This is a genomic window from Vibrio cyclitrophicus (genome assembly GCF_024347435.1).
GTDB lineage: Bacteria > Pseudomonadota > Gammaproteobacteria > Enterobacterales > Vibrionaceae > Vibrio > Vibrio cyclitrophicus.
Window position 1 is genome coordinate 118,714 of sequence record NZ_AP025480.1, and the last position, 21,907, is coordinate 140,620.

20 protein-coding genes and 1 riboswitch are annotated in these 21,907 nt (G+C 43.7%); of the genes, 15 read left to right on the forward strand and 5 right to left on the reverse strand.

Annotated features, from left to right (window positions below):
- Positions 1 to 88 precede the first annotated feature (88 nt).
- From ftsY to glpG, 6 genes are all read left to right on the forward strand, one after another.
- Entirely contained in the window at positions 89 to 1,318 is a 1,230-nt protein-coding gene (gene ftsY, locus OCW38_RS00535; RefSeq protein WP_016787987.1) for a signal recognition particle-docking protein FtsY, read from the forward strand.
- A 77-nt stretch (positions 1,319 to 1,395) separates the two neighbouring features.
- Positions 1,396 to 2,073, forward strand: a complete 678-nt coding sequence (gene ftsE / locus OCW38_RS00540) for a cell division ATP-binding protein FtsE (protein ID WP_004736585.1) — start codon at positions 1,396 to 1,398, stop codon at positions 2,071 to 2,073.
- Entirely contained in the window at positions 2,060 to 3,028 is a 969-nt protein-coding gene (ftsX, locus tag OCW38_RS00545) for a permease-like cell division protein FtsX (protein ID WP_016791846.1), read from the forward strand. The genes ftsE and ftsX overlap by 14 nt, the downstream gene beginning before the upstream one ends.
- Positions 3,029 to 3,205: 177 nt before the next feature.
- On the forward strand, positions 3,206 to 4,063 hold the full coding sequence (rpoH, locus tag OCW38_RS00550) for an RNA polymerase sigma factor RpoH (protein ID WP_010438716.1): 858 nt from the start codon (positions 3,206 to 3,208) through the stop codon (positions 4,061 to 4,063).
- A gap of 418 nt (positions 4,064 to 4,481) precedes the next feature.
- Entirely contained in the window at positions 4,482 to 4,805 is a 324-nt protein-coding gene (gene glpE, locus OCW38_RS00555; RefSeq protein ID WP_010438714.1) for a thiosulfate sulfurtransferase GlpE, read from the forward strand.
- Positions 4,806 to 4,860: 55 nt separating this feature from the next.
- Entirely contained in the window at positions 4,861 to 5,703 is an 843-nt protein-coding gene (glpG, locus tag OCW38_RS00560) for a rhomboid family intramembrane serine protease GlpG (protein WP_261894761.1), read from the forward strand.
- Between the two features lie 90 nt (positions 5,704 to 5,793).
- Here the strand turns inward: glpG and OCW38_RS00565 are convergent, their stop codons facing one another.
- Entirely contained in the window at positions 5,794 to 6,201 is a 408-nt protein-coding gene (locus OCW38_RS00565; protein ID WP_010438708.1) for a flagellar basal body-associated protein FliL, read from the reverse strand.
- A gap of 162 nt (positions 6,202 to 6,363) precedes the next feature.
- Between OCW38_RS00565 and OCW38_RS00570 the strand changes: the two genes are divergently transcribed.
- Positions 6,364 to 6,906, forward strand: coding sequence for a chorismate lyase (locus OCW38_RS00570; protein WP_010438706.1), 543 nt, complete (start codon positions 6,364 to 6,366; stop codon positions 6,904 to 6,906).
- A complete protein-coding gene (ubiA, locus tag OCW38_RS00575) occupies positions 6,907 to 7,761 on the forward strand; it encodes a 4-hydroxybenzoate octaprenyltransferase (RefSeq protein WP_010438705.1) in 855 nt (284 codons plus the stop codon). It abuts the gene before it with no gap.
- A gap of 71 nt (positions 7,762 to 7,832) precedes the next feature.
- On the opposite strand, the gene OCW38_RS00580 is transcribed toward ubiA, so the two are convergent.
- Together OCW38_RS00580 and plsB are read right to left on the reverse strand one after the other, a co-directional pair.
- A complete protein-coding gene (locus OCW38_RS00580; RefSeq protein WP_261894103.1) occupies positions 7,833 to 9,209 on the reverse strand; it encodes an IS4 family transposase in 1,377 nt (458 codons plus the stop codon).
- A 165-nt stretch (positions 9,210 to 9,374) separates the two neighbouring features.
- On the reverse strand, positions 9,375 to 11,798 hold the full coding sequence (plsB, locus tag OCW38_RS00585) for a glycerol-3-phosphate 1-O-acyltransferase PlsB (protein ID WP_010438703.1): 2,424 nt from the start codon (positions 11,796 to 11,798) through the stop codon (positions 9,375 to 9,377).
- 221 nt (positions 11,799 to 12,019) lie between these two features.
- Between plsB and OCW38_RS00590 the strand changes: the two genes are divergently transcribed.
- The 4 genes from OCW38_RS00590 (at position 12,020) to dinF (ending at position 15,547) form a co-directional block, all read left to right on the forward strand.
- Complete coding sequence (locus OCW38_RS00590; protein WP_016798924.1) at positions 12,020 to 12,382, forward strand: diacylglycerol kinase; 363 nt, start codon at positions 12,020 to 12,022, stop codon at positions 12,380 to 12,382.
- A 94-nt stretch (positions 12,383 to 12,476) separates the two neighbouring features.
- Positions 12,477 to 13,097, forward strand: coding sequence for a transcriptional repressor LexA (gene lexA, locus OCW38_RS00595; protein WP_022570862.1), 621 nt, complete (start codon positions 12,477 to 12,479; stop codon positions 13,095 to 13,097).
- A gap of 98 nt (positions 13,098 to 13,195) precedes the next feature.
- Complete coding sequence (locus tag OCW38_RS00600) at positions 13,196 to 14,074, forward strand: class I SAM-dependent methyltransferase (RefSeq protein ID WP_016768444.1); 879 nt, start codon at positions 13,196 to 13,198, stop codon at positions 14,072 to 14,074.
- A gap of 117 nt (positions 14,075 to 14,191) precedes the next feature.
- The gene (gene dinF, locus OCW38_RS00605) at positions 14,192 to 15,547 is read left to right on the forward strand and encodes an MATE family efflux transporter DinF (protein WP_198595948.1); all 1,356 of its coding nucleotides are present in this window, start codon (positions 14,192 to 14,194) and stop codon (positions 15,545 to 15,547) included.
- A 189-nt stretch (positions 15,548 to 15,736) separates the two neighbouring features.
- Here the strand turns inward: dinF and sthA are convergent, their stop codons facing one another.
- Positions 15,737 to 17,137: a Si-specific NAD(P)(+) transhydrogenase gene (gene sthA / locus OCW38_RS00610; protein ID WP_010438694.1), complete on the reverse strand. Its 1,401-nt coding sequence runs from the start codon at positions 17,135 to 17,137 to the stop codon at positions 15,737 to 15,739.
- 327 nt (positions 17,138 to 17,464) lie between these two features.
- Here sthA and fabR point away from each other — a divergent pair, with 327 nt between their 5' ends.
- Together fabR and OCW38_RS00620 are read left to right on the forward strand one after the other, a co-directional pair.
- Complete coding sequence (gene fabR / locus OCW38_RS00615; protein WP_102297031.1) at positions 17,465 to 18,106, forward strand: HTH-type transcriptional repressor FabR; 642 nt, start codon at positions 17,465 to 17,467, stop codon at positions 18,104 to 18,106.
- Positions 18,106 to 18,477, forward strand: a complete 372-nt coding sequence (locus tag OCW38_RS00620) for a YijD family membrane protein (protein ID WP_102297028.1) — start codon at positions 18,106 to 18,108, stop codon at positions 18,475 to 18,477. The genes fabR and OCW38_RS00620 overlap by 1 nt, the downstream gene beginning before the upstream one ends.
- Before the next feature lie 80 nt (positions 18,478 to 18,557).
- Here the strand turns inward: OCW38_RS00620 and trmA are convergent, their stop codons facing one another.
- Positions 18,558 to 19,667 carry a tRNA (uridine(54)-C5)-methyltransferase TrmA gene (gene trmA / locus OCW38_RS00625; RefSeq protein ID WP_016795180.1) on the reverse strand — a complete coding sequence of 370 codons (1,110 nt, stop codon included), beginning with the start codon at positions 19,665 to 19,667 and terminating at the stop codon, positions 18,558 to 18,560.
- 154 nt (positions 19,668 to 19,821) lie between these two features.
- Positions 19,822 to 20,025, forward strand: a riboswitch (cobalamin riboswitch).
- Between the two features lie 40 nt (positions 20,026 to 20,065).
- Here trmA and btuB point away from each other — a divergent pair.
- Positions 20,066 to 21,901, forward strand: a complete 1,836-nt coding sequence (gene btuB / locus OCW38_RS00630; RefSeq protein WP_261894767.1) for a TonB-dependent vitamin B12 receptor — start codon at positions 20,066 to 20,068, stop codon at positions 21,899 to 21,901.
- Positions 21,902 to 21,907: the final 6 nt, after the last annotated feature.

Here is a 21,907-nt window from a genome sequence, read left to right on the forward strand (position 1 = left end):
TATACAAGCTTGTATTGTATAACAATAGCAAAGAGTCGACGTGTATTAAGTCAATACAGCTAATTAGTAGATCTAGGAAACTCCTCTGATGACGGAAAAAAAGAAGCGCGGATTATTATCGTGGCTTGGTTTTGGTGAAGAAGAACAAAGCCCAAAAACTCAGAATGAAGCGAACGTAGAAAACGTTGAAGATCAAACTGAAGTTGAATCACAAGTTGAGGCTGAACAGGTCGCGCCTGAAGCTGAACAAGCTAAGCCAATTGAATCTAAGTCAGTTGAACCTGAGCAAGCGCTTGAAGAGATTCAACAAGAGCAGCAATCTGTCGAAGTAGAAGCTGAGCAGGAAGAAGTGGCAGCTCCTCAAGCTAAGGTTGAAGAAGTACAAGAAAAGCCGACAGAAAGCTTTTTTGCACGCCTTAAGCGTAGCCTTAGTCGCACCAAAGCCAATATTGGTGCTGGCTTCTTTGGTTTATTTAAAGGTAAGCAAATCGATGAAGATCTATTTGAAGAGCTAGAAGAGCAACTTCTGATTGCTGACGTGGGTATGAATACCACCGTAAAAATCATTGAAAACCTAACAGAAAAAGCATCTCGCAATGACCTAAAAGATGGTGAAGCTCTATATGGTCTGCTCAAAGAAGAGATGGCCGATATCCTAAGCCAAGTTGAACAGCCTCTTGTGGTTGATACAACAAAAACACCTTACGTTATCTTAATGGTCGGTGTGAACGGTGTCGGTAAAACAACCACTATCGGCAAACTGGCTAAACAGTTCCAAGGTGAAGGCAAGAAAGTGATGCTTGCTGCGGGTGATACCTTCCGTGCAGCAGCGGTTGAGCAACTTCAAGTTTGGGGTCAGCGCAATGATGTTCCCGTTATCGCTCAACACACTGGTGCTGACAGTGCGTCTGTTATTTACGATGCGATTGAAGCAGCGAAAGCTCGTGGTGTTGATGTTGTGATTGCAGATACTGCAGGTCGTTTGCAGAATAAGAGCAACTTGATGGAAGAGCTACGCAAGATTGTTCGTGTAATGAAGAAGATTGATGATTCTGCACCACACGAAATCATGCTAACACTAGATGCCGGTACTGGTCAGAATGCTATCAGCCAAGCAAAGCTGTTCAGTGAAGTTGCACCAGTAACGGGTATTACGCTAACGAAGTTAGATGGCACTGCAAAAGGTGGTGTGATTTTCTCAATCGCGGATCAGTTCCAGATTCCAATCCGCTACATCGGTGTGGGTGAAGGTATTGACGACTTGCGTCCGTTTGAGTCGAAAGACTTTATTGAAGCACTATTTAGTCGCGAAGAGTAACGCGCGTAGCAAAGTGGTTTATCCTTAACCTGCTACCGTTTTAAATTTGATATGAGTGATCGTAAGAGGAATTTTCGGTGATCAAATTTCAGCAAGTGAGCAAAGCCTACCGAGGTGGGCGACAAGCGCTCCAAAAAGTGGATTTTCATCTTAAACGTGGAGAGATGGCTTTTTTGGGTGGTCACTCTGGAGCTGGTAAAAGTACCTTGCTGAAGTTGATCTGTGCTATTGAGCGTCCGACTGATGGCCGTGTTTGGTTCAATGATCACGATATCACTCGGATTCCAGCCAAAGACATTCCTTTTTTACGACGTAATATTGGGATTGTTTTTCAAGATCACCGCCTGCTGATGGATCGCTCGATTTTCGATAACGTCGCTCTGCCTATGCGTATTGAATCTATTTCTGAAAACGAAATAAAACGTCGAGTTAGTGCTGCGTTGGATAAAACCGGATTACTTGATAAGGCGCGTTGCCTACCAAGTCAGTTATCTGGTGGTGAACAGCAACGAGTAGGTATTGCTCGCGCCGTGGTTAACCGTCCAACGCTGCTGTTAGCGGATGAACCCACAGGTAACCTCGATCCTGAATTGTCTAACCGTGTGTTGCGACTCTTTGAAGAGTTTAACCGCGCGGGCGTCACCATTATCCTAGCGACGCACGATATCGGGTTAGTAAACACTCGCCCTCAATATCGTCACCTTGAATTAAACCAAGGATTTTTGAGCGAGGTTGAAGACTATGGCCGCGAATAAGCGTATCAAGAAACCTCAATCTAACCGAGCAGCAAACCGCGCTTCAAGTGACGGCTTTTTTGTTATTCATTGGAAGCAAGCAAAATCATCTTTCACGCAAATGTGGCAACGACCTTTGGGTAACTTGCTGACGCTTGCGGTTATTTCAATGGCTTTGGCGATGCCAGCTTGTTTATACCTACTGGGTAAAAATGTTGGTGAAGTAGCGCAAGATGTCACTAGCCCGTCACAAATAAGTGCTTATATAGAGGATGGCATTCCTGAGCCTAGAGTTATGGTGCTTAAGGATGAAATCGAAAGTTGGGATCAAGTTGAGTTGGTGGAGTACATTTCTCCGCAGCAAGGACTTGAAGACCTTAGCCAATACTCTGGTTTTGAAGATGCTCTGACTATCCTAGACGATTATTCATTACCAGGCGTGTTGGTGATTACACCAAGCGTACACAGCGATACCCTAATTAAAGAACTGGCAGGCACAGTTAAACAACAAGAATTAGTGACCGATGTTCGTTTAGACGAAGATTGGTTAGCGCGATTAGATGCGATCAAAGCATTAGCGGCTGTCATCGTGATTACCTTAACGGTATTGATGTTGGGCGCGGTGTTTTTAATTATCGGTAACACATTGCGATTTAATGTATTGGCGCATAAAGAAGAGATTCAAACCATGAAGCTGATTGGTGCGACCGACAGTTTTATTCTCCGACCATACCTTTATGCAGGGATGTGGTTTGGTGTTTTAGGTTCGATTAGTGCTTGGATCATGACGGCATTGATTACCATATTGCTCAACAGCGCAGTAGATGACTTAGCTCAGCTTTATGACAGCCACTTCCGCCTAATTGGCTTGAGTTGGGATGAATCCTTACTGCTTTTGATCGTTGGAACCCTGCTTGGTAGCGTGGCTGCGAAGCTTTCTGCGCAGCGTCACCTAAAAGAAATTGAACCTGTTTAGGTGAATAGAGTCATAATTAGACGAAAAATAGGCACTTCTTAACCAGTTTTAGCCTTGTATAGACGAATTGATTATGCATAATTACTTCCCCCTCCTTGAAACCTGTTCATTTTAGGTTCAAGATTGTTGGGTTTTAATAGATGTATTACTCCAGATCAGAGATTGATGAGGAACCGAATGGCAAACCAAGCGTATCAAATGGCTTTAGTCACACAAGATAGTTTAGATAGCTATATCCGATCAGCGAACAGCTACCCAATGCTGACCCCTGAAGAGGAACGTGGACTTGCAGAGCGATTACATTACAAAGGTGAGATCGATGCTGCGAAAGGCTTGATCCTTTCCCACTTACGATTCGTGGTACACGTTGCAAGAGGGTATTCTGGCTACGGGTTACCAATGGCTGATCTTGTCCAAGAAGGTAACATCGGCTTAATGAAGGCTGTTAAGCGCTTCAACCCAGAAGTTGGTGTTCGTCTAGTATCTTTTGCTGTTCACTGGATCAAAGCTGAGATTCATGAGTACGTATTGCGTAACTGGCGTATTGTTAAGATCGCAACGACTAAAGCACAGCGTAAATTGTTCTTTAACCTACGTAAGTCTAAAAAGCGTTTAGGTTGGTTCAATAATGGTGAAGTCGAGACTGTTGCTCGTGAATTAGGTGTCGAGCCTTCAGAGGTTCGTGAAATGGAATCTCGTTTAGCGGCTCAAGATGCTACGTTTGAAGCGCCTATGGATGATGACGACGGTGGCTCTGCTTATACTGCACCAGTTTATTACCTTGAAGACAAAGCATCAGATGTTGCTGAGACAGTTGAAGCCGCTAACTGGGAATCTCATACCAACAATCGTTTAGGTCTCGCATTGAAGAGCTTAGATGAGCGTAGCCAACACATTGTTCGCTCACGTTGGTTAGATGACAACAAAGCGACACTGCAAGACCTTGCCGATACTTACAGCATTTCTGCAGAACGTGTTCGTCAGTTAGAAAAGAATGCGATGAAGAAGTTGAAGCAAGCTGTTGGCGACTTTTAAAGGCAGATAAGCCAGAAGCGGTAAAATAAGCTGAATTTGAAAAGGCCGAGATCGAGAGATCTCGGCCTTTTTATTTTCGATCGATTTCTCAACTTTTGCGATCGAAATTTGCAAAATGATTTTGTGGATAACTCTGTGAGAAGTTTATTCGTCAGTTGTCTAAAAGCAGGGTGTAGTAAGGCTTTGTGAGGGTTTTTGATGTGGGGATATTTTTCATAACACCCACAGTTAGATCAGGATCATCACTACATGTTGTGGATCTATTTTAAAAAAAACACTTTATTCACGCAATCCACAGATTTATCCACAAACGGTGTAAAAGTGATCGCTGGTGGATAACCTTATTAAGTGGATGTGATTGTTAGCCTTGGGATAGGTTACAATGGCAGCAAAGTAAATCAGCATAAAAGAGAAAGTCATGGACCAGTTTAAACATATCGATGTTAAAAGCGCTCAAGCCCTTATAGAACAAGGCGAAGCAAGACTTGTCGATATTCGTGACCCGCAGTCTTTCGCGGTGGCTCACTCAAAGACAGCTTATCACCTTACCAATGATACGATGGTGTCGTTCATGGATGAGGTAGAGTTCGAACAACCTATTTTAGTCATGTGTTACCACGGTATTAGTAGCCAAGGTGCTGCACAATATTTAGTGAACCAAGGCTTTGAAGAGGTATATAGTGTTGATGGTGGCTTTGAAGCTTGGCATCGTGCTGAACTTCCAGTGATCGCTGGGTTATAGCCTTTAGCACTTTAGCCACTTCAAGCCTTTCTAATAGCATGAATAGGAAATAACAATGATTAGACTGATGGTGTTAGACAATCCTCGTCTTGCGCAAGCATTTATTGATTATATGGCTTCTCGTCAGATCCCTATTCAAATGTCTGCTGAGGGAGAGGGACGTTTTGCTCTTTGGCTGATAGACAGTCAATACCAGGTGGAAACTGAGGCGGAGCTGAATCGTTTTCTTGCGGAAGCCAATCATAAACGCTATCAAGCGGCCTCTTGGGACATGGCAGAGACTAGAAAGAGCAACTTCCATTACCATACTCCAAGCTTTATGGGCATGATCAAAGCGAAAGCAGGCCCTGTGACACTAAGCCTGATGTTGGTGTGTGTTGTGATTTTTGTGCTGCAACAGATCGGTTTTGGCCAAGCTATTTTCAATGCTCTGCATTTTCCCGCAGTCGATGGGCAGCAATGGCAGCTATGGCGCTGGTTGAGTCATGCCGTTTTGCATTTCTCTGTTATGCACATCGCATTTAATATCTTGTGGTGGTGGCAGTTAGGTGGAGACATCGAGAAAAAGCTAGGTAGCCTCAAGCTACTTCAGATATTTGCTATATCTTCTGCGCTTTCTGGCGCTGGACAGTATTGGGTTGAAGGAGCAAACTTCGGCGGCTTGTCTGGTGTTGTTTATGCTCTGGTTGGCTACTTATGGATTTTAGGGTCGAAAGCCCCTCAGCTTGGTTTGAATATCCCAAGGCAGATCGTAGGCTTTATGCTGTTGTGGTTAGTGCTTGGTTACATGCAGCCGTTCATGGCTATCGCGAATACTGCTCATTTAGCCGGTTTGGCGGCAGGTTTAATTATTGGTTTAATTGATTCAATGAAAGCACCTCGCTCTGCAACAAGCTAACTCTTGTATCATCGAGAATAGACAAGTGCTAGAGACAAAAAAGCGGCCAGATGAGCCGCTTTTTTATTTGGATTCGTTTTCACATCTTCATTATTGATAAAGGTATTTGGTAAACAATAAGTCAGCAATGAGGGTTTTACCTGTCTCAGGAAGCAGAATCTTGTTGAGATGTTCAACTAAGGATTTTCTTAAATCTTCGCGACCAGACAGAGATTTGATGGTTTCTTCGTTTTGTTTGCCAAGCAATTCAATCACTGCATCGCGAATCAATGGTTGGTGATGCTCAATGGCCGCCAAGTCATCGCTATTCGCGACCATGATATCGAGGCGAACTTGAATATAGCCCAGCTTTTTACCTTTGGTGTAAAAATTAGTGGTCAGGTCTGGCTCTAGCGTGAAGTAGGCTAGTTTGGGCCCCGACTCCTCTTCTGCGAAGCTAGATGCTGAAAAGAGTAGAGTAATCGCAAGAAATATTTGGGCTACATAACGTTTGTGCATATTTGTGACTTTTCTTTAGTTTATTCGCGATATTCGAAACGCATTAGTCTTGTTACAATGAGCGGTCTAAATCTAAATACGTTTACGATTCGAAGAACGCTTTAATTTTGTTCGAAAGTTGAAGCTTTATTGTACGTGTAAAGTCACCTATTGAATACTAGTATGAATCAGCCAATATCGCTGTATCTTAATTCGTTAATGAATGTAGATTGGCAAAGTACAGAAACATTTGATTTTCCTAATAAAACCACCAAAGAGTGGCTTATGGAGCAAGGTTCTCTTTCCCGCAAGTTGGGGAAGTGTTGTCAGCACCTGTCTGTTGAGTTGCTTCATAATCAAGTTGTAGAACGCTCAATGTTGCAACAAGACGAGGAACATCTTTTATCATCATTTGATTGCTTGCTGCGTAAAGTGATTTTGAAGGGTGATGATGCCCCATGGGTGCTAGGTCGAACCTTGATTCCCCGTGTGACGTTAGAAGATCATCAACACTCCGACCTTTCTCAACAAGGAAATGTCCCGCTTGGACTAACGGTGTTTAGTGCTGAGAATGTCGAGCGGGATGCGCTGCAAGTCGGTTGGGTTATCGCAGGTGATGAGTGTTTACTCGCGCGTCGCTCTCGATTATGGATGAACCATAAACCGATGCTTGTGGCAGAACTGTTTTTACCAACATCACCCATTTACTCTAAGGAGAGTGTGTAAATGTTTGCCACCAAAGCGAAGGCGTACTGGCAATTAACGCGAATGAATCGCCCGATTGGTACTCTGTTACTCCTTTGGCCGACTTTGTGGTCGCTGATTATCGCCGCACAAGGTATGCCTGATTTTGATGTCTTGGTTGTTTTCGTACTCGGCGTCGTGTTGATGCGTTCAGCTGGCTGTGTGATCAATGATTTTGCGGACCGTAAAGTGGATGGCCATGTTAAACGCACCAAGCAGCGTCCATTACCCTCAGGTTTGGTTTCCAGTAAGGAAGCGATTCTGCTCTTTTTAGTGCTAGCCGTAGTTTCATTTTTGCTAGTACTCACCATGAATCCACTGACCATTAAGCTCTCATTTATTGGTGTGGGTCTGGCGTTCATTTACCCTTTCATGAAGCGTTTTACACATCTTCCACAGTTGTTCCTCGGCTTAGCGTTTAGTTGGGCGATACCAATGGCATGGGCTGCACAAACCAATGAACTACCAAGTATTGTTTGGTTTATCTTCGTTATTAATGCTTTGTGGACGGTTGCTTACGACACGCAATATGCGATGGTAGACCGAGATGATGACCTGAAGATTGGTATTAAATCGACGGCTATTTTATTTGGTCGCTTCGATAAGCTTATCGTCGGCTCTTTGCAACTTGTTACTCTAGCGATGCTGATTGTGTTAGGTATGCACTACCAATTGGGTGATACTTTCTATTGGGCATTGTTAGCCGCAGGCAGCTTGTTTGTGTACCAACAACATTTGATGCGGCATCGTGACCGAGACTTATGTTTTCAAGCTTTTCTAAATAACAACTATGTTGGTATGGCCGTAACGGTCGGTTTGTTCGTTACCTTCTGGTAAGCATCAGTTTTTATCAAACGAATATTCAAGAAAAAGGCACCCAGTGGGCTGTCTCTTGATCACAAGTCTGGTTAATCAAGAGACTTAGCGAGTTCATACCCTTCAAGGATGGTTTGTAACCTGAACCATCCTTGCCATAACGTCTTTATGGAAGCGCGACCCGTTCGCTTGGTATTCTTCCAGCCACCTAACCGAGCAATACCATTGTAAGCCCATGATATATTGGGCGCTTCCTTCGGCAGCTGCTTTTTCTCCAACTTTAGCCACATTAACTTCCATGCTTTGCCTTTTAATACCTGCTCACAACTGGTCTTAGATAACTCATCGGACTCATTCATGAACCTCAACTGGAGTAAGCGAGTCGCGATAAAAGCTAAAATGACGCTGAGCCTTTCTAAGTTATCTTTACTCTGCATTCTCAGTTGCTCAACTTCAGTCCCTTCACTTTTCCAGACTTTATGAAAATCTTCTATTAGCCAGCGCCGCTCATAATAACTGACCATTTTGAGGGCCTCTTCTTTGCTCGTTATCGGCTCCGAAGTCAGTAAGTGCCAGGCTAGCTTATCGTTATTCTCTCCTTGTTCTATACATCCCACGTAGTAAAGCGGAATGTTATCGAACTCTTTCTTGTTTGCAGGAGACTTGAGTGTCACGGGGGCATATTTAATATCTAAATGAGCCTTGCGAGCTTTGCGACCGCCTTTTTGCGGTATTTCGAGCACTTTCTCCCCGGCTGATGACAGAGTAGATGCATAGCTATAAAGACGATTATCATGCTCTTCAATACAGCGGCTTTGCATGGAACGAACGAGGAATCTTTGTTGTTGCTCTCGCTTGTAAGTGAGGTATTCAAAGAGGTCGGCTTCTCTATCGCACACCGAAATGACATCCGACATTTTATCGCCAAGTCGCTCAGCGACATAGCGAGAGGCTTGTTCCCACTTATAACTTTCTTTCTCTTTGTATGGTCGAGTCGCATGCTGGTGTCTTTGACCTCGCTTTTCTATATCACGAGTCCAGCGCTGTTGTTCAATTAAACCAATCACAGATTGAGTGTCGGGCGCAAAAAGTAAGGTAGAGTGTACGAACATCGCTCGATGTCGATTGCCTTGATTGGAGTGTCCGAGTTCATCTCGAATACTGCGATGGGCGTAACTCAGAGAAGTCGTGTCTTCTAAGGCAAGAAGTGTTTGTTGCTTTAACGCTTCTTGCGCAGTGACATAAAACCCTGCCTCTGCGATATCTTCTGCTTTGATTTTCTCATTACGGATGAAGCGATAAGCCCCTTCCATTTCAGCCGGTGAGATAATGAGTTTCGAGACAGGTACGCCAGGTTGCTCGGCCAGTGAAGCTGCGAGAGCAACGAGTCTTTGAGTACGTCTTGGGTCATTAAGGTGGGCTTGACCGAACTGTTTTTGTGCCCAAAGGGTTGGCTCTATATAGGTCATGATAATCATCCTTGTCATTGCTTAGATGATCAGATCATAGAACCTAAAAATAGTTCAAAAAAAATCCCTAAGCATAGCTTAGGGATTTGTGTATAAGAGACAGCCCAGTGGGTGCCTTTTTTGATCGCGTTGAATCTGCTATCAGAGCCCTGCTATATACAGGAATTACTCGACTTGGTGAATACTCTCTTGAATAGTCAGACGGACTTCTGGGTAAAGCATCGAGTAAAGAAGCTTAGCGAATTGCTGAGTCTTCTCTAAATCGCAGTTGCCGTCGTTATCTAGGTACTGTTGCTGCTTCAACGTTGCGAACATAGAAGCAAACACACCTTTATCGAAGAATTCGGGAGCATTGATACCATGCAATCGACCAAGTCGCTGTGCGATGTCTTGGCTTTTCTGCTCAAGGTCAGATTTGTCCAGTTCCGGATTCTCTGCCAGCAAGTTTAGAGCAATAGAGTAGCGCTGTAGCGTTTCTGAAATCGTACGGCCTAACAGCATAAGAGCTTGGCTGTTCGATTGGTTGATCGTCACTTCATTGTCAGACACAACAATCATGCCCTGGCTAACAAGTTCATCAATGATGTTTGATACTACGCCTTCAAGCTGTGATTCGTCGTAGCTTAAGAACAGCTCTTTCTTTAAGAACGGATAAATTGCTGCAACATTCTTTTGAATCGCTTCAATCGATAAACCGCGCTGACGAATGGTCATCTGGGCAATTAAAGATGGCAGAGCGAACAAGTGAATGATGTTGTTTCGGTAGTAGGTCATCAGAATTGACTGGTGACGGTCTAGCGAAATAATGTCGCCCATTGAGTCTGATTCAATTAGGAACTTGTTCAGCGATTCAGCGTGTTTTACCAGATCTTCAGCACTGTCTTTTGGTACCGTAAATGTATCAGAGTAAGGTACGTTCTTAAGCAGAGACAGGTAGCAATTGATCTGAGAAACCAAAGAGTCACGAGACAATGCGCGCTGTCTTGAGGCTAATAGCGCGGTTGCACAAAGGGTCAATGCGTTGGTCGCCGCGGCATCGTTAATGTGCGTCATCATTTTGGTCGCCAGGTCATTAACCACTGGATTCATCCATTGTGGTTTACTGGTGCCCATTGGGTCGATGTCTTTGGTCCACTCAGGTGAGTGTTCATTCAGGTATTGGTTCAGTTGAATAGGCTCACCGAAGTTCACGTAGCCTTTACCAAAGTTACGTAGCTTACGAATGGTACGAATCACTAAGCTCGCGTTTTCTTTCTCTTTACGCTTGCCACGAAGTTCTTTCGCGTAAGTCGCCACTTCCATCACGTGTTCATAACCAATGTACACAGGGACCAAAGTAACAGGGCGGTTCATACCACGTAGCATTGCCTGAATGGTCATCGCTAGCATGCCCGTTTTTGCCTGCAATAGACGACCTGTACGAGAACGACCACCTTCACTGAAGTACTCTACTGAGTAACCTTTAGCGAACAATTCCGCTAGGTATTCACGGAAAATCGTCGAGTACAGCTTGTTGCCTTTGAAGCTACGACGAATAAAGAATGCACCACCATGACGGAAAATAGGACCGGCAGGGAAGAAGTTGAGGTTGATACCCGCCGCGATATGCGGAGGCACCATGCCTTCGTGGTAAAGCACATAAGAAAGCAACAAGTAATCCATGTGGCTACGGTGACAAGGCACATAAACAATCTCGTGACCATCTTGAGCCAATTTACGAACCGTTGAAGCGTTGCTGATATGCAGGCCTTGGTAAAGCTTATTCCACAACCAACCCAGAATCTTCTCACCACGCTTGATCAGCGAGTAAGAGAAGTTTGCAGCAATCTCGTCCATGATGTCTTGAGCTTCTTTGCTCGCTTTCTCGATCGAGATGTTCTTTGCTTGTGCTTCGTCTTCAATTGCTTTCTTGATCGCTTCTGATTTGAGTAGGCGATCAAACAGCGCTTGGCGGCTGGGAAGGTTAGGGCCTGATGCAGCAAGTTTTTGGCGAGAGAAGTGGATACGCGCTACACGCGCCAGTTTGTGCGCGATGGTGCTGTCGGTACCGTGTGAGTTTGCCATGTAGCGAAGAGATACCACAGGACTAAAGCGAACCAGACAGTCACGACCTGCGAGCAATACCGCTTTTGATTTTTCTAAGCCATTCATTGCTTGTAGGTAAGGTTTCTGGTTAGTCTCTTTACCTGGTTTACGTCCCCAAAGCACAGTGGCAGGGATAACTTGAACATCGAGCTCAGAGTCTTCAGCATGCAGTGAAAGCAACTCAGAGAACACTTCAATTGAAGAGCTTGGTACATAATCATCGTCTTGAAGCAGAGTTTTGCGAGAAGAGATAAAAACGTAGCGTTGCAGTGATTTGCCGTTGATTTCAAGCTTGCTTAATGGATCAGGTAGACCTAATTCAAGTGCATGTTTTTGCAATGTAAGAATGTCGACACTTGAGCGAAACGGTAAGGCGTATACAATCGGTTTGCTCAAATCAATGTTCAAATCTTCAACAGGGTTTGAAGGAATTGATGTGCCCTTTACCAATACGGATAAAGGTAGCTTCATTAATGAACGTGAAAAAGATTGTCCAGAAGACATATAGGTTCACTGCCTCAATAGTTATTTCAATGTGCTCAAGCGTATCTCTATTTCTATGATGAAAAAGGATAAATCCTATGAGTGAAATAGGGATAAGCCTAGGCGTAAATTTAATCGATGCAAGAATACCAGAAACTGGTCTAACCTTTTAATGGAAATAGTCATATTGCCGTTAAGTTTGTGGAAAATCATTCATCGACTGATTGAGTATAGAGTTAAAAATGACCAAAAAATCAAACACCGGATTCAAACGCATCATAAAAGCAGCAGGCTTTTCATGGCAAGGCCTCACAAGTTCGTTTAAAGGCGAGGCTGCATTTCGGCAAGAAGTGTTCATGGCAGCAATACTGATTCCGTTGGCATTCTATTTGGACGTAAGCCAAGTTGAGCGAATCTTGATGATCTCAGCTGTTGTGTTAGTGATGGTTGTCGAGTTAATCAATACCGCGATTGAAGCAGTTGTTGATCGAATCGGTAGTGAGCATCATGAGCTTTCTGGGATGGCGAAAGATGTCGGCTCGGCGGCTGTTCTCATCTGTCTAATACTAGCGGGTTACGTGTGGCTAGAGATCCTATTTTTGTGATTCTTGAAAAATGAACTAAAAACAACCAATTGCTTTGCTTTTGTTCAGTTACTGGATATACTCACAGTCAACTGTATAAAAAGACAGGTGAATCATGAAGCCGTTAACGCCGCGCCAACAACAAGTTTTTGATCTTATCAAAAGTAAGATTGACGATTTCGGTATGCCACCGACACGTGCAGAAATTGCACGAGAACTAGGCTTCCGCTCTGCTAATGCTGCAGAAGAACATTTAAAAGCTCTTGCTCGTAAAGAAGCGATAGAGATTATCCCGGGTGCGTCTCGTGGTATTCGTATTTTGCTTGAAGATGCAGCAAATGAGGAACAAGGTTTACCATTAATCGGTCAGGTTGCCGCTGGTGAGCCTATTCTGGCTCAAGAACATGTAGAAATGCATTACCAAGTAGACCCAGGTATGTTTAAACCTCAGGCTGACTTCTTACTTCGTGTAAATGGCGAAAGTATGAAAAACATCGGTATTATGGATGGTGATCTACTGGCTGTTCATAAAACACAAGACGTACGCGACGGTCAGGTTGTTGTAGCTCGTGTTGATGATGATGTAACGGTAAAACGCCTAGAACGCAAAGGTTCAACGGTTCTGTTACATGCTGAAAATGAAGAGTTTTCTCCAATTCACGTCGATCTAGAATCTCAACATTTGTCTATTGAAGGGCTGGCTGTTGGTATTATTCGTAACACCGACTGGATGTAGTCATTGCAAAAAAGCTTATTGATATTTATTCTCAATAACTTGTTATTGTAATTGATATTCATTATCATCTTCTTTGTCTAGATACAAGGAAGATGATGATGCCAAATCCAACCAAACCTCAAATGAAGCCGCTTATTCGTAAGCCGCGCTCCTCTGTTCAAAAGGCTTCTTCTAATCAAGGGTCTGCACATCAAGAATTCCAAGTTCCGACGAATCTCGTTCAACATCTTTGGTTTCGCAGCCGCGAAAGCCTTGCCGATGACGGCCTAGTCTATGACCCTATCGCAGCTCAAGCCTGCAAACGCTGCCAATTAGCACCAGAATGTCTTACTGGTGAACTCGACCAACAACAACTCCTTTACGCGACACTGACTCAACTTTGTGATTCTCAAGTTCAACAGTTTTTATCTCATAACCCAGATGCTTGGATTATTAACGTGGGAGCAGGGCTCGATACCCGTTTCTACCGTTTAGATAATGGCCGCTGTCATTGGGTTGAGCTGGATGTAACCGAGAATCTGCTTTGGCGACAACGCCTGTTCCACAAAAATGAACGCTATCGTTTAGAGTGTGGCTCTGTTGACGACTTAACTTGGTTAGATGAACTTAACATTCCAGAGCAAGCTTCTGTGATGGTGGTGTGTGAACATGCTCTGCTTGATTGTAATGAACAGCTGACGGCGCACTTTATTCAGTCATTGAGTCGTTACTTTACTCATGCACACGCGTGTTTAGTGTTAGCTGGAGACAAAAGCTCGAGTGCTCTTGGGCAAAAGCTCGGTTCTGGAAAGTATGCTCACGGGTTGTCTTCACCAATAGACAGTGTTCTCAATTGGTTGCCATGGGCGCAATGGGTTAAGTCATTTTCACCATTAGAGCAGCAATGTAATCGTTGGAAGTTGTGGCAGCGATTGTTGTGTAAGATTTCTCAGTTTAAAAAGCGTTTAACTCCTCAATTAGTACTAGTTAAATGGTAGCGTTAGCTTCTTCTATCAACACATAGTTTGGTAAAAGCTAACCAATACACAAAGTACACAACATAGTGAAAGCCCACCCACTAGGTTAAACTATCGCCTCTAAGCTAAGAGGTGATCGTGAAGCTATTTAATCCCCAAATTATTTTTCAAACGCTATCCAATCAGGCGATGCACAAAAAAGTGTTGTTGCTCGCGATCCCGATGGTTCTCTCTAATATTACGGTTCCACTGCTGGGCTTAGTCGATGTGGCGGTTATTGGTCATCTAGAGCATTCTTGGTATTTAGGTGGTGTGGCATTAGGTGGCACTATGATCAGTGTGACCTTTTGGTTGCTTGGCTTCCTGCGTATGTCGACAACAGGGCTAGCCGCACAATCCTATGGTGCGAATGATGGCAAGCAACTTGGCTTAGTCTTTGTGCAAGGCGTGACTATGGCCTTAGGGTTTGCTGGTGTCTTTTTGCTTTTACACAGTCTAGTCGCCGATTTAGTTTTCTCATTGAGTAGCGCCAGTGATCAAGTTAAGCACTATGGTCAGCAATATTTCTCAATCCGCGCTTGGAGTGCACCTGCTGCGCTAACTAACTTTGTAATTTTAGGTTGGTTACTCGGAACTCAAAATGCCAAAGCGCCAATGTGGATGGTGATTATCACCAACATCACCAATATCATTTTGGATATCGTTTTTGTTATCGGTTTAGGGTGGCAAGTGGAAGGTGCTGCATTGGCATCTGTAATGGCGGATTATGCTGGTCTAACATTTGGCCTGATTTGTGTTTACCGAATCTGGGCGAAGAAACAGTTACCATCGCCATGGGATCTGCTTAAGAAAACTAGCCAAGGTTTGAGTCGTTTCGTGAAACTGAATCGCGATATCTTTCTTCGTTCATTGTGTCTACAAGCGACTTTCACTTTCATGACTTTCCAAGGTGCAAGCTTTGGCGATGATGTTGTTGCGGCCAATGCCGTGTTGATGAGTTTCTTGATGATCATCTCTTATGGGATGGATGGCTTTGCCTATGCAATGGAAGCTATGGTCGGTAAGGCGATTGGCGCGAAAGACAAAGATGAACTAAACCAGTCATTGATTGGTACTTTCTTCTGGAGCTTCAATACTTGTTTAGTACTGACCATAGCGTTCGTAATCGCTGGCTCTAGCTTAATCAATATGATCACCACAATCCCAGACGTGAAGAGCCAAGCCGAGGTGTATCTGCCATGGCTGATTGCGATGCCATTGGTATCTATGTGGTGCTTCTTGTTGGATGGTATTTTCGTTGGGGCCACTAAAGGCAAGGATATGCGCAATAGTATGTTTGTTGCGACTTGCAGTTTTTTCGCGATTTTCTACTTAGCATCAGGCTTAGAAAACCATGCACTGTGGCTAGCGATGCTGAGCTTTATGGCAATGCGCGGAATTGGTCTTGGTGTGTTGTTTGTTTCTCAGTGGAAAAAGGGTGAGTTTCTCGCTTAGCTTACTTAGATAGCTCAGTTCAGGGAGCAACAAATAGAGGCTGTACAGGAAAAGGGGTATTTAGAACATCATGATCTAATTACTATTAATGCTTTAATGTTCAATATCTTAAATAAAAACAGCAAGCGCGCTGCTTGCTGTTTTTGTATTTGGCCTATGGGTGGTCAAATACTCCTATTGGTGCTTTGTCTAGAATAAACGGTTAAGCCCGTTGAGTGCTGCAACACGATAAGCTTCTGCCATCGTTGGGTAGTTAAAGGTTGTATTTACAAAGTACTCGATGGTATTCGCTTCACCTTTCTGCTCCATAATCGCTTGTCCGATATGGATGATTTCAGCGGCACGCTCACCAAACACGTGGATACCTAAAATCTCTTTGGTTTCGCGATGGAACAGAATCTTCAAGCTACCAATGTCTTTACCCGCAATTTGAGCACGAGCTAGGTGCTTGAAGGAAGAACGTCCCACTTCATACGGTACTTTAGCTGCGGTAAGCTCTTGCTCAGTTTTACCAACAGAGCTGATCTCCGGGATGGTGTAGATACCTGTTGGAATGTCTTCGATAAGGTGGCGTTCAGCTTCACCTTTCACTATTGCTTGAGCCACAAATCGACCTTGGTCATAAGCAGCGCTTGCTAGGCTAGGGTAGCCAATCACATCCCCGACAGCATAAACATGATCAACATTGGTTTGGTAATTGGTATTTACTGAGACTTGCCCACGAGAGTCCGATTCTAGCCCAACAGCACCAAGGTTTAGTCTGTCTGTGTTACCTGTTCGGCCATTGGCATACAGTAGGCAATCAGCACGCATTTTCTTACCTGACTCTAGGTGAATGATTACACCGTCATCAGTGCCTTCAATTTTCTCAAAGGTTTCATCGTTACGAATGACTACGCCACTGTTCCAGAAGTGGTAAGAAAGCGCATCTGAGGTTTCATTGTCTAAGAATGACAGTAAGCGGTCTCGAGTATTGATGAGATCGGTTTTTACGCCCAAACCACGGAAAATCGACGCGTATTCACAGCCAATAACGCCAGCACCATAGATGATGATATGTTGCGGGTCGTGTTTAAGAGAAAGAATCGAGTCGCTGTCGTAAATACGTTCATGCAGAAAATCGACATTATCTGGTTGATAAGGACGAGAACCTGTCGCGATAACAAATTTGTCCGCACTGTAATGTTCTTCAGTACCATCGCTTTGCATTACCGAGACAGTGTTAGTATCGATAAAACGTGCAGTACCAAACACTAGCGTACACTGGTTGCGGTCGTAGAATCCTTGGCGCAAGCGAGTCTGTTTGTCGATGACTGATTTAGCATGCCCCAAGATGTTAGAGAACGTTGAGTGAATGCTTTTGTTGTTCTGACAAAACAGCGGATTGCTGTTGAATTCGATAATACGACTAACAGCGTGACGCAGTGCTTTTGACGGAATGGTTCCCCAGTGAGTACAACCACCACCAACGCTGCTTTCTTTCTCAATGATTGCAACGTTCAACCCGGCTTTGGTTAATCCCATCGCTGCCCCTTCTCCTCCGGGGCCACTACCAATTACGATTACATCAAAGTGGTTGGAGTGTGGCATAGCTATCTTCCTTGTTATATTTGATTAACATTGCTTTAGCGAGATTTTAACTGATTCTGTTCTTGGGTACATGAAAAGGGTATCAGAGAGTCGGTGAGATCACGCCGAGTCATCGAAAAAAGAATATTTGGTATGTCGTATGTCTCCAAATGACAGTGTGGATATTGAAATTTTTTCTTCGAACGTATTTACTTCGATACGTGAACAAAGAGGTGTGTTTAGTGTCTTATATAACCAGAGTGCCTTATATAAAGAAGTGATTCGCGTTATATTAACCAGAGAATCAGACATGCCTGTTTAGGCTGTAAAAGAAGAAATTGATAAAGTATGAAACCAATGGGCATTCGCGCACAGCAAAAAGAAAAAACTCGTCGTAGCTTAATTGATGCAGCATTTAGCCAACTCAGCGCCGATCGTAGTTTTTCCAACCTAAGCTTGAGAGAAGTCGCTCGTGAGGCTGGAATAGCACCGACTTCCTTTTATCGTCACTTTAAAGATATGGATGAGCTCGGCTTAACCATGGTTGATGAAGGTGGTTTATTATTACGCCAATTAATGCGTCAAGCTCGTCAGCGTATAGTAAAAGAAGGCAGTGTGATTCGCACATCGGTTGAAACCTTTATGGAATTCATTGAAAGCAGCCCAAACGTATTCAGACTGTTATTACGCGAGCGCTCAGGAACTTCATTTGAGTTTCGTGCAGCGGTAGCTCGTGAGATACAACACTTCTCTGTTGAATTAACCGAATACCTGATAACGACAGGCATGACAAGAGATGAAGCTTTTACTCAAGCAGAAGCCTCGGTCATATTGGTTTTCAACTCAGGGGCAGAAGCATTAGATTTAGATCGACGTCAGCGAGATGAATTGGCTGAACGCTTGATCATGCAATTACGAATGATGGCCAAAGGGGCTTTTTGGTATCGTAAAGAACGTGAACGTAACCGATTAAAAGGCGGGATTGAATAATGTCGAATGAAAATAATACTGTAAACCGTGGTTCTGAAAGAAAGACACTCGTACTTGCTGTTGTTGCAGGTGCGTGTGGTGATGCACTGTTATCTTGGGTAACAATGAGCGAAGTGGGCTTCTCTATTTTCCCGTTGATTGCTTTAGTTTTGGCTGTACAAGCGCTTTACCAAGAATACCTAACTAATCCAGTATCTGAAGATATTCCGTTAGTGGGTTTGGCTTGTTTCTTTGTAGGTGCATTTGGCCACTCGGCTTTTGTGAAAGCACAGCACCCTGATGCAGGTTCAAACTTCTTTGCGATTATTGTCGCGATGCTGCTTTTAGCTTGGGTAGGTAAGAAGTTAGGCTTTATCGGCAAGACAGCTTAAGCCAACCTATAAATAAAAAAACGAGCCGATTGGCTCGTTTTTTTGTATCTGCTGTTTGTCTTAGGTCGAGAAAGCGTGTTTTATGCTTTATGTTCTAAGAACACACCTGCTTCCATGTGGTGCGTGTAAGGGAACTGGTCGAACAGAGCAAAACGAGTGATATCGTGGGTTTCGCTTAAGATCTCTAGGTTCTCTTTCAGTGTTTCAGGGTTACAAGAGATGTACATGATGCGCTCGTAGCCTTGCACCATCTTACAAGTATCAACGTCCATACCTGAACGCGGTGGATCAACAAAGATAGTGTTGCAGTTGTAGCTCTTTAGATCGATGTTTGCTTGCTGTAGGCGGCGGAATTCACGCTTACCTTCCATTGCTACGGTAAAATCTTCCGCAGACATACGAATGATCTGAACATTATCAATCTTGTTCGCCGCAATGTTGTATTGAGCAGATTCTACAGATGGCTTCGCTAGCTCTGTTGCAAGTACACGCTCAAAGTTTTGTGCCAGAGCTAATGAGAAGTTACCGTTACCACAGTAAAGCTCAAGCAAGTCACCTTTGCTGTCTTGAGTACAGTCGACAGCCCATTCCAACATTTTCTCTGCTACTTTGCCGTTTGGTTGAGTAAAGCTGTTCTCTACTTGCTGGTATATATAGCTATCACCATTCACATCTAGCTTTTCAATGACGTAGTCGCGATCCAGTACGATTTTCATCTTACGCGCACGGCCAATCAGGTTTAGGTTAAAGCCTTCATCATTTAATTGCTGCTTAAGCGCTTTAGCATCTTGAATCCACTGTTCACCTAATTGACGGTGGTAAAGCAGTGACACCAAAATCTCACCGCTTAACGTAGAAAGGAAGTCTACTTGGAATAGCTTGTGGCGTAGAGAGTGGTTGCTCTTCATTGCATCCGTTAATAGAGGCATTAGATCGTTGATAAGACGACTAGCCGCAGGAAACTGGTCTACGCGGTATTTTTCTTTGGTCTCTTGATTGAACATGACGTAATACATATCGTCACCTTCATGCCACACGCGGAATTCAGCACGCATGCGGTAGTGTTGTTCTGGAGATTCATACACTTCCAGCTCAGGCACATTGTATTGTGAGAACATTTCAGTAAGACGTTCAGTCTTTTCTGCGAGCTGTTCTTGGTAGCGTTGCGGGTTTACATCTAAATTCGCCATTGTTATGCCTTTTGCTGTCGTGCTTTTAAATCAAGAGCGCAGATTTTATTCAATCACAGGCGCTTGTCCAGTGTTGAGAGCTATTCAATGTAAATCGACCTTGAAAACTATAGCTTATAACTATCTTAGACTAGACAAATGATTCATAGGTTAATACTATCTCCGACAAGCTGGTGCCATTTGGATGTATAGATGGCTGAAGAGGGAATCTGGTGTGAATCCAGAACTGACGCGCAGCGGTAAAAGAGAACGAATATTCATAAGACACTGCAAATAGCTTTTTGTGGGAAGTCGAATATTAGGTAACCATAAGGTTGTGCTCTTGAGTCCGAATACCTGCCAGCGGCTAAGCCACACAATGTGGTTTGGTAGGACTTTACGCGATTTAGGATCACAACATGAACAAATCCCTTTTAGCGGTTGCTGTAGCATCGCTGCTTTCACCTATCTCCAATTTACATGCCCAAGAAGCCACTGCCGACGAAACCGTGGTCGTTACAGCTAACCGTTTTGAGCAGTCTGCCACGGCGACATTAACTGATGTTGAAGTTGTTACCCGCCAAGATTTTCAAAGAACACAAGCTAAAACAATCCCAGATGTGTTGAGAAGATTAACAGGGATCCAGATTACTCAAAATGGTGGTAGGGGACAGCTCGCTTCTATATTTGTTCGCGGAACAAGTTCTGATCAAGTCCTCGTTTTAGTTGATGGTGTTCGTTTTGCTCGTGCAGCAAAAGGTGCGGTAGATTTCAACCAGATTCCATTGAGTTATGTTCAGAGGATCGAGTATGTACGAGGAGCTCGAGCTTCTTTATACGGTTCCGAAGCTATTGGTGGTGTAATCAACATTATTACGATTGCTCGTGCGACGGATGAGTCAACAACATTGAGTGCTGGTTTGGGTAGCCTAGACTATCAAGAACTTAGTCTAGCATCCGGTGTTGCGACTTCTGAAAATGGTCAGCTAAACCTTGCTATTAGCCATGAAAGCGATGAAGGCTACAATGTTAAGCCCGTACCAGGCTTAAATGATGGCGACCGCCATGGCTTCGAGACGTTGAACGGTTTGATTGGTTATACTCATAAGTTGAATGAACAATTCAGTGTATTTGGTAATGTTCGTGCCTATGAGAATATTTACCAGTACGACAATACATACAGTACACGTAGTTATATGGAATCTGAAAAAGACGATTTATCAGTGTCGATTGGTGGTACTTATCAAGGCCTTCAATTACGCTCTGAAATGCAAGCTACAGTACAAAGCCAAGATTCTTGGAACTATCAATTTGGTGAAAGCAAAACCTCTGGAACTCAAGACGAGTTAGAACAAAGCAATGTTCAGTGGATTAATAGCTATAAATTAAACAAGAATGTTGTGTTAGCTGGTGGCGTTGATTGGCGCGATGAGTCATATGTAGATAAGAATGCGAATAAAACATTCGACCGTTCTAACTTGGCAGTATTCGGTCTATCTTCGGTCACTGTTGATTCTGCAACTTTAGAAGCAAGTGCAAGAGTCGATGACAATGAAGAATTTGGTACAGAAACGACATATAACGTCGGGGCTGGTTATCAATTTATTCCAGAATTTGGTATGAAAGCTTCATACGGTACAGCTTTTAAAGCTCCAAACCTTTACCAACAGTATGATCCGTCTTACGGAACTCAAGATCTTAAGCCAGAAGAATCTGATGCGATTGAGGTAGGCTTCTATGGTCTAGTGAAAGACGTATATTGGACATTAACTGGATACGATTACAAAATCACCAATCTAATCGATTACCACCCAACAACATATAAATACATCAACGTTGATGGTGAGACGCATATTCAAGGTGTAGAGCTGACTGCCGAGTTTGATACGGGCATTGTTCAACACCAGCTGAGTGCTGATTATAAAGATGCAGAAGGTGATGATGGCAAGCAGTTGCAACGCCGAGCAAAAGAACTGTATAAGTGGAATGCATTGGTGGCATTTGACGTCGTCGATTGGTCTATAAGCTATCAATATGTAGGTAAGCGACCTGATGTTGATTACGGGACGTGGCCATATAGTGATGTAACTCTCCCATCTTATTCATTGGTCGACACTGCTGTTAGCTATTATGCTAATGAGAACACTACGATCAGTGCTCGTGTTGATAACTTACTTGATGAAGACTACGAAACGGCTTTAGGGTACCCAGCCGCAGAGCGTGCTTACTACCTGAACGTAGCTTATCAATTCTAATTTACA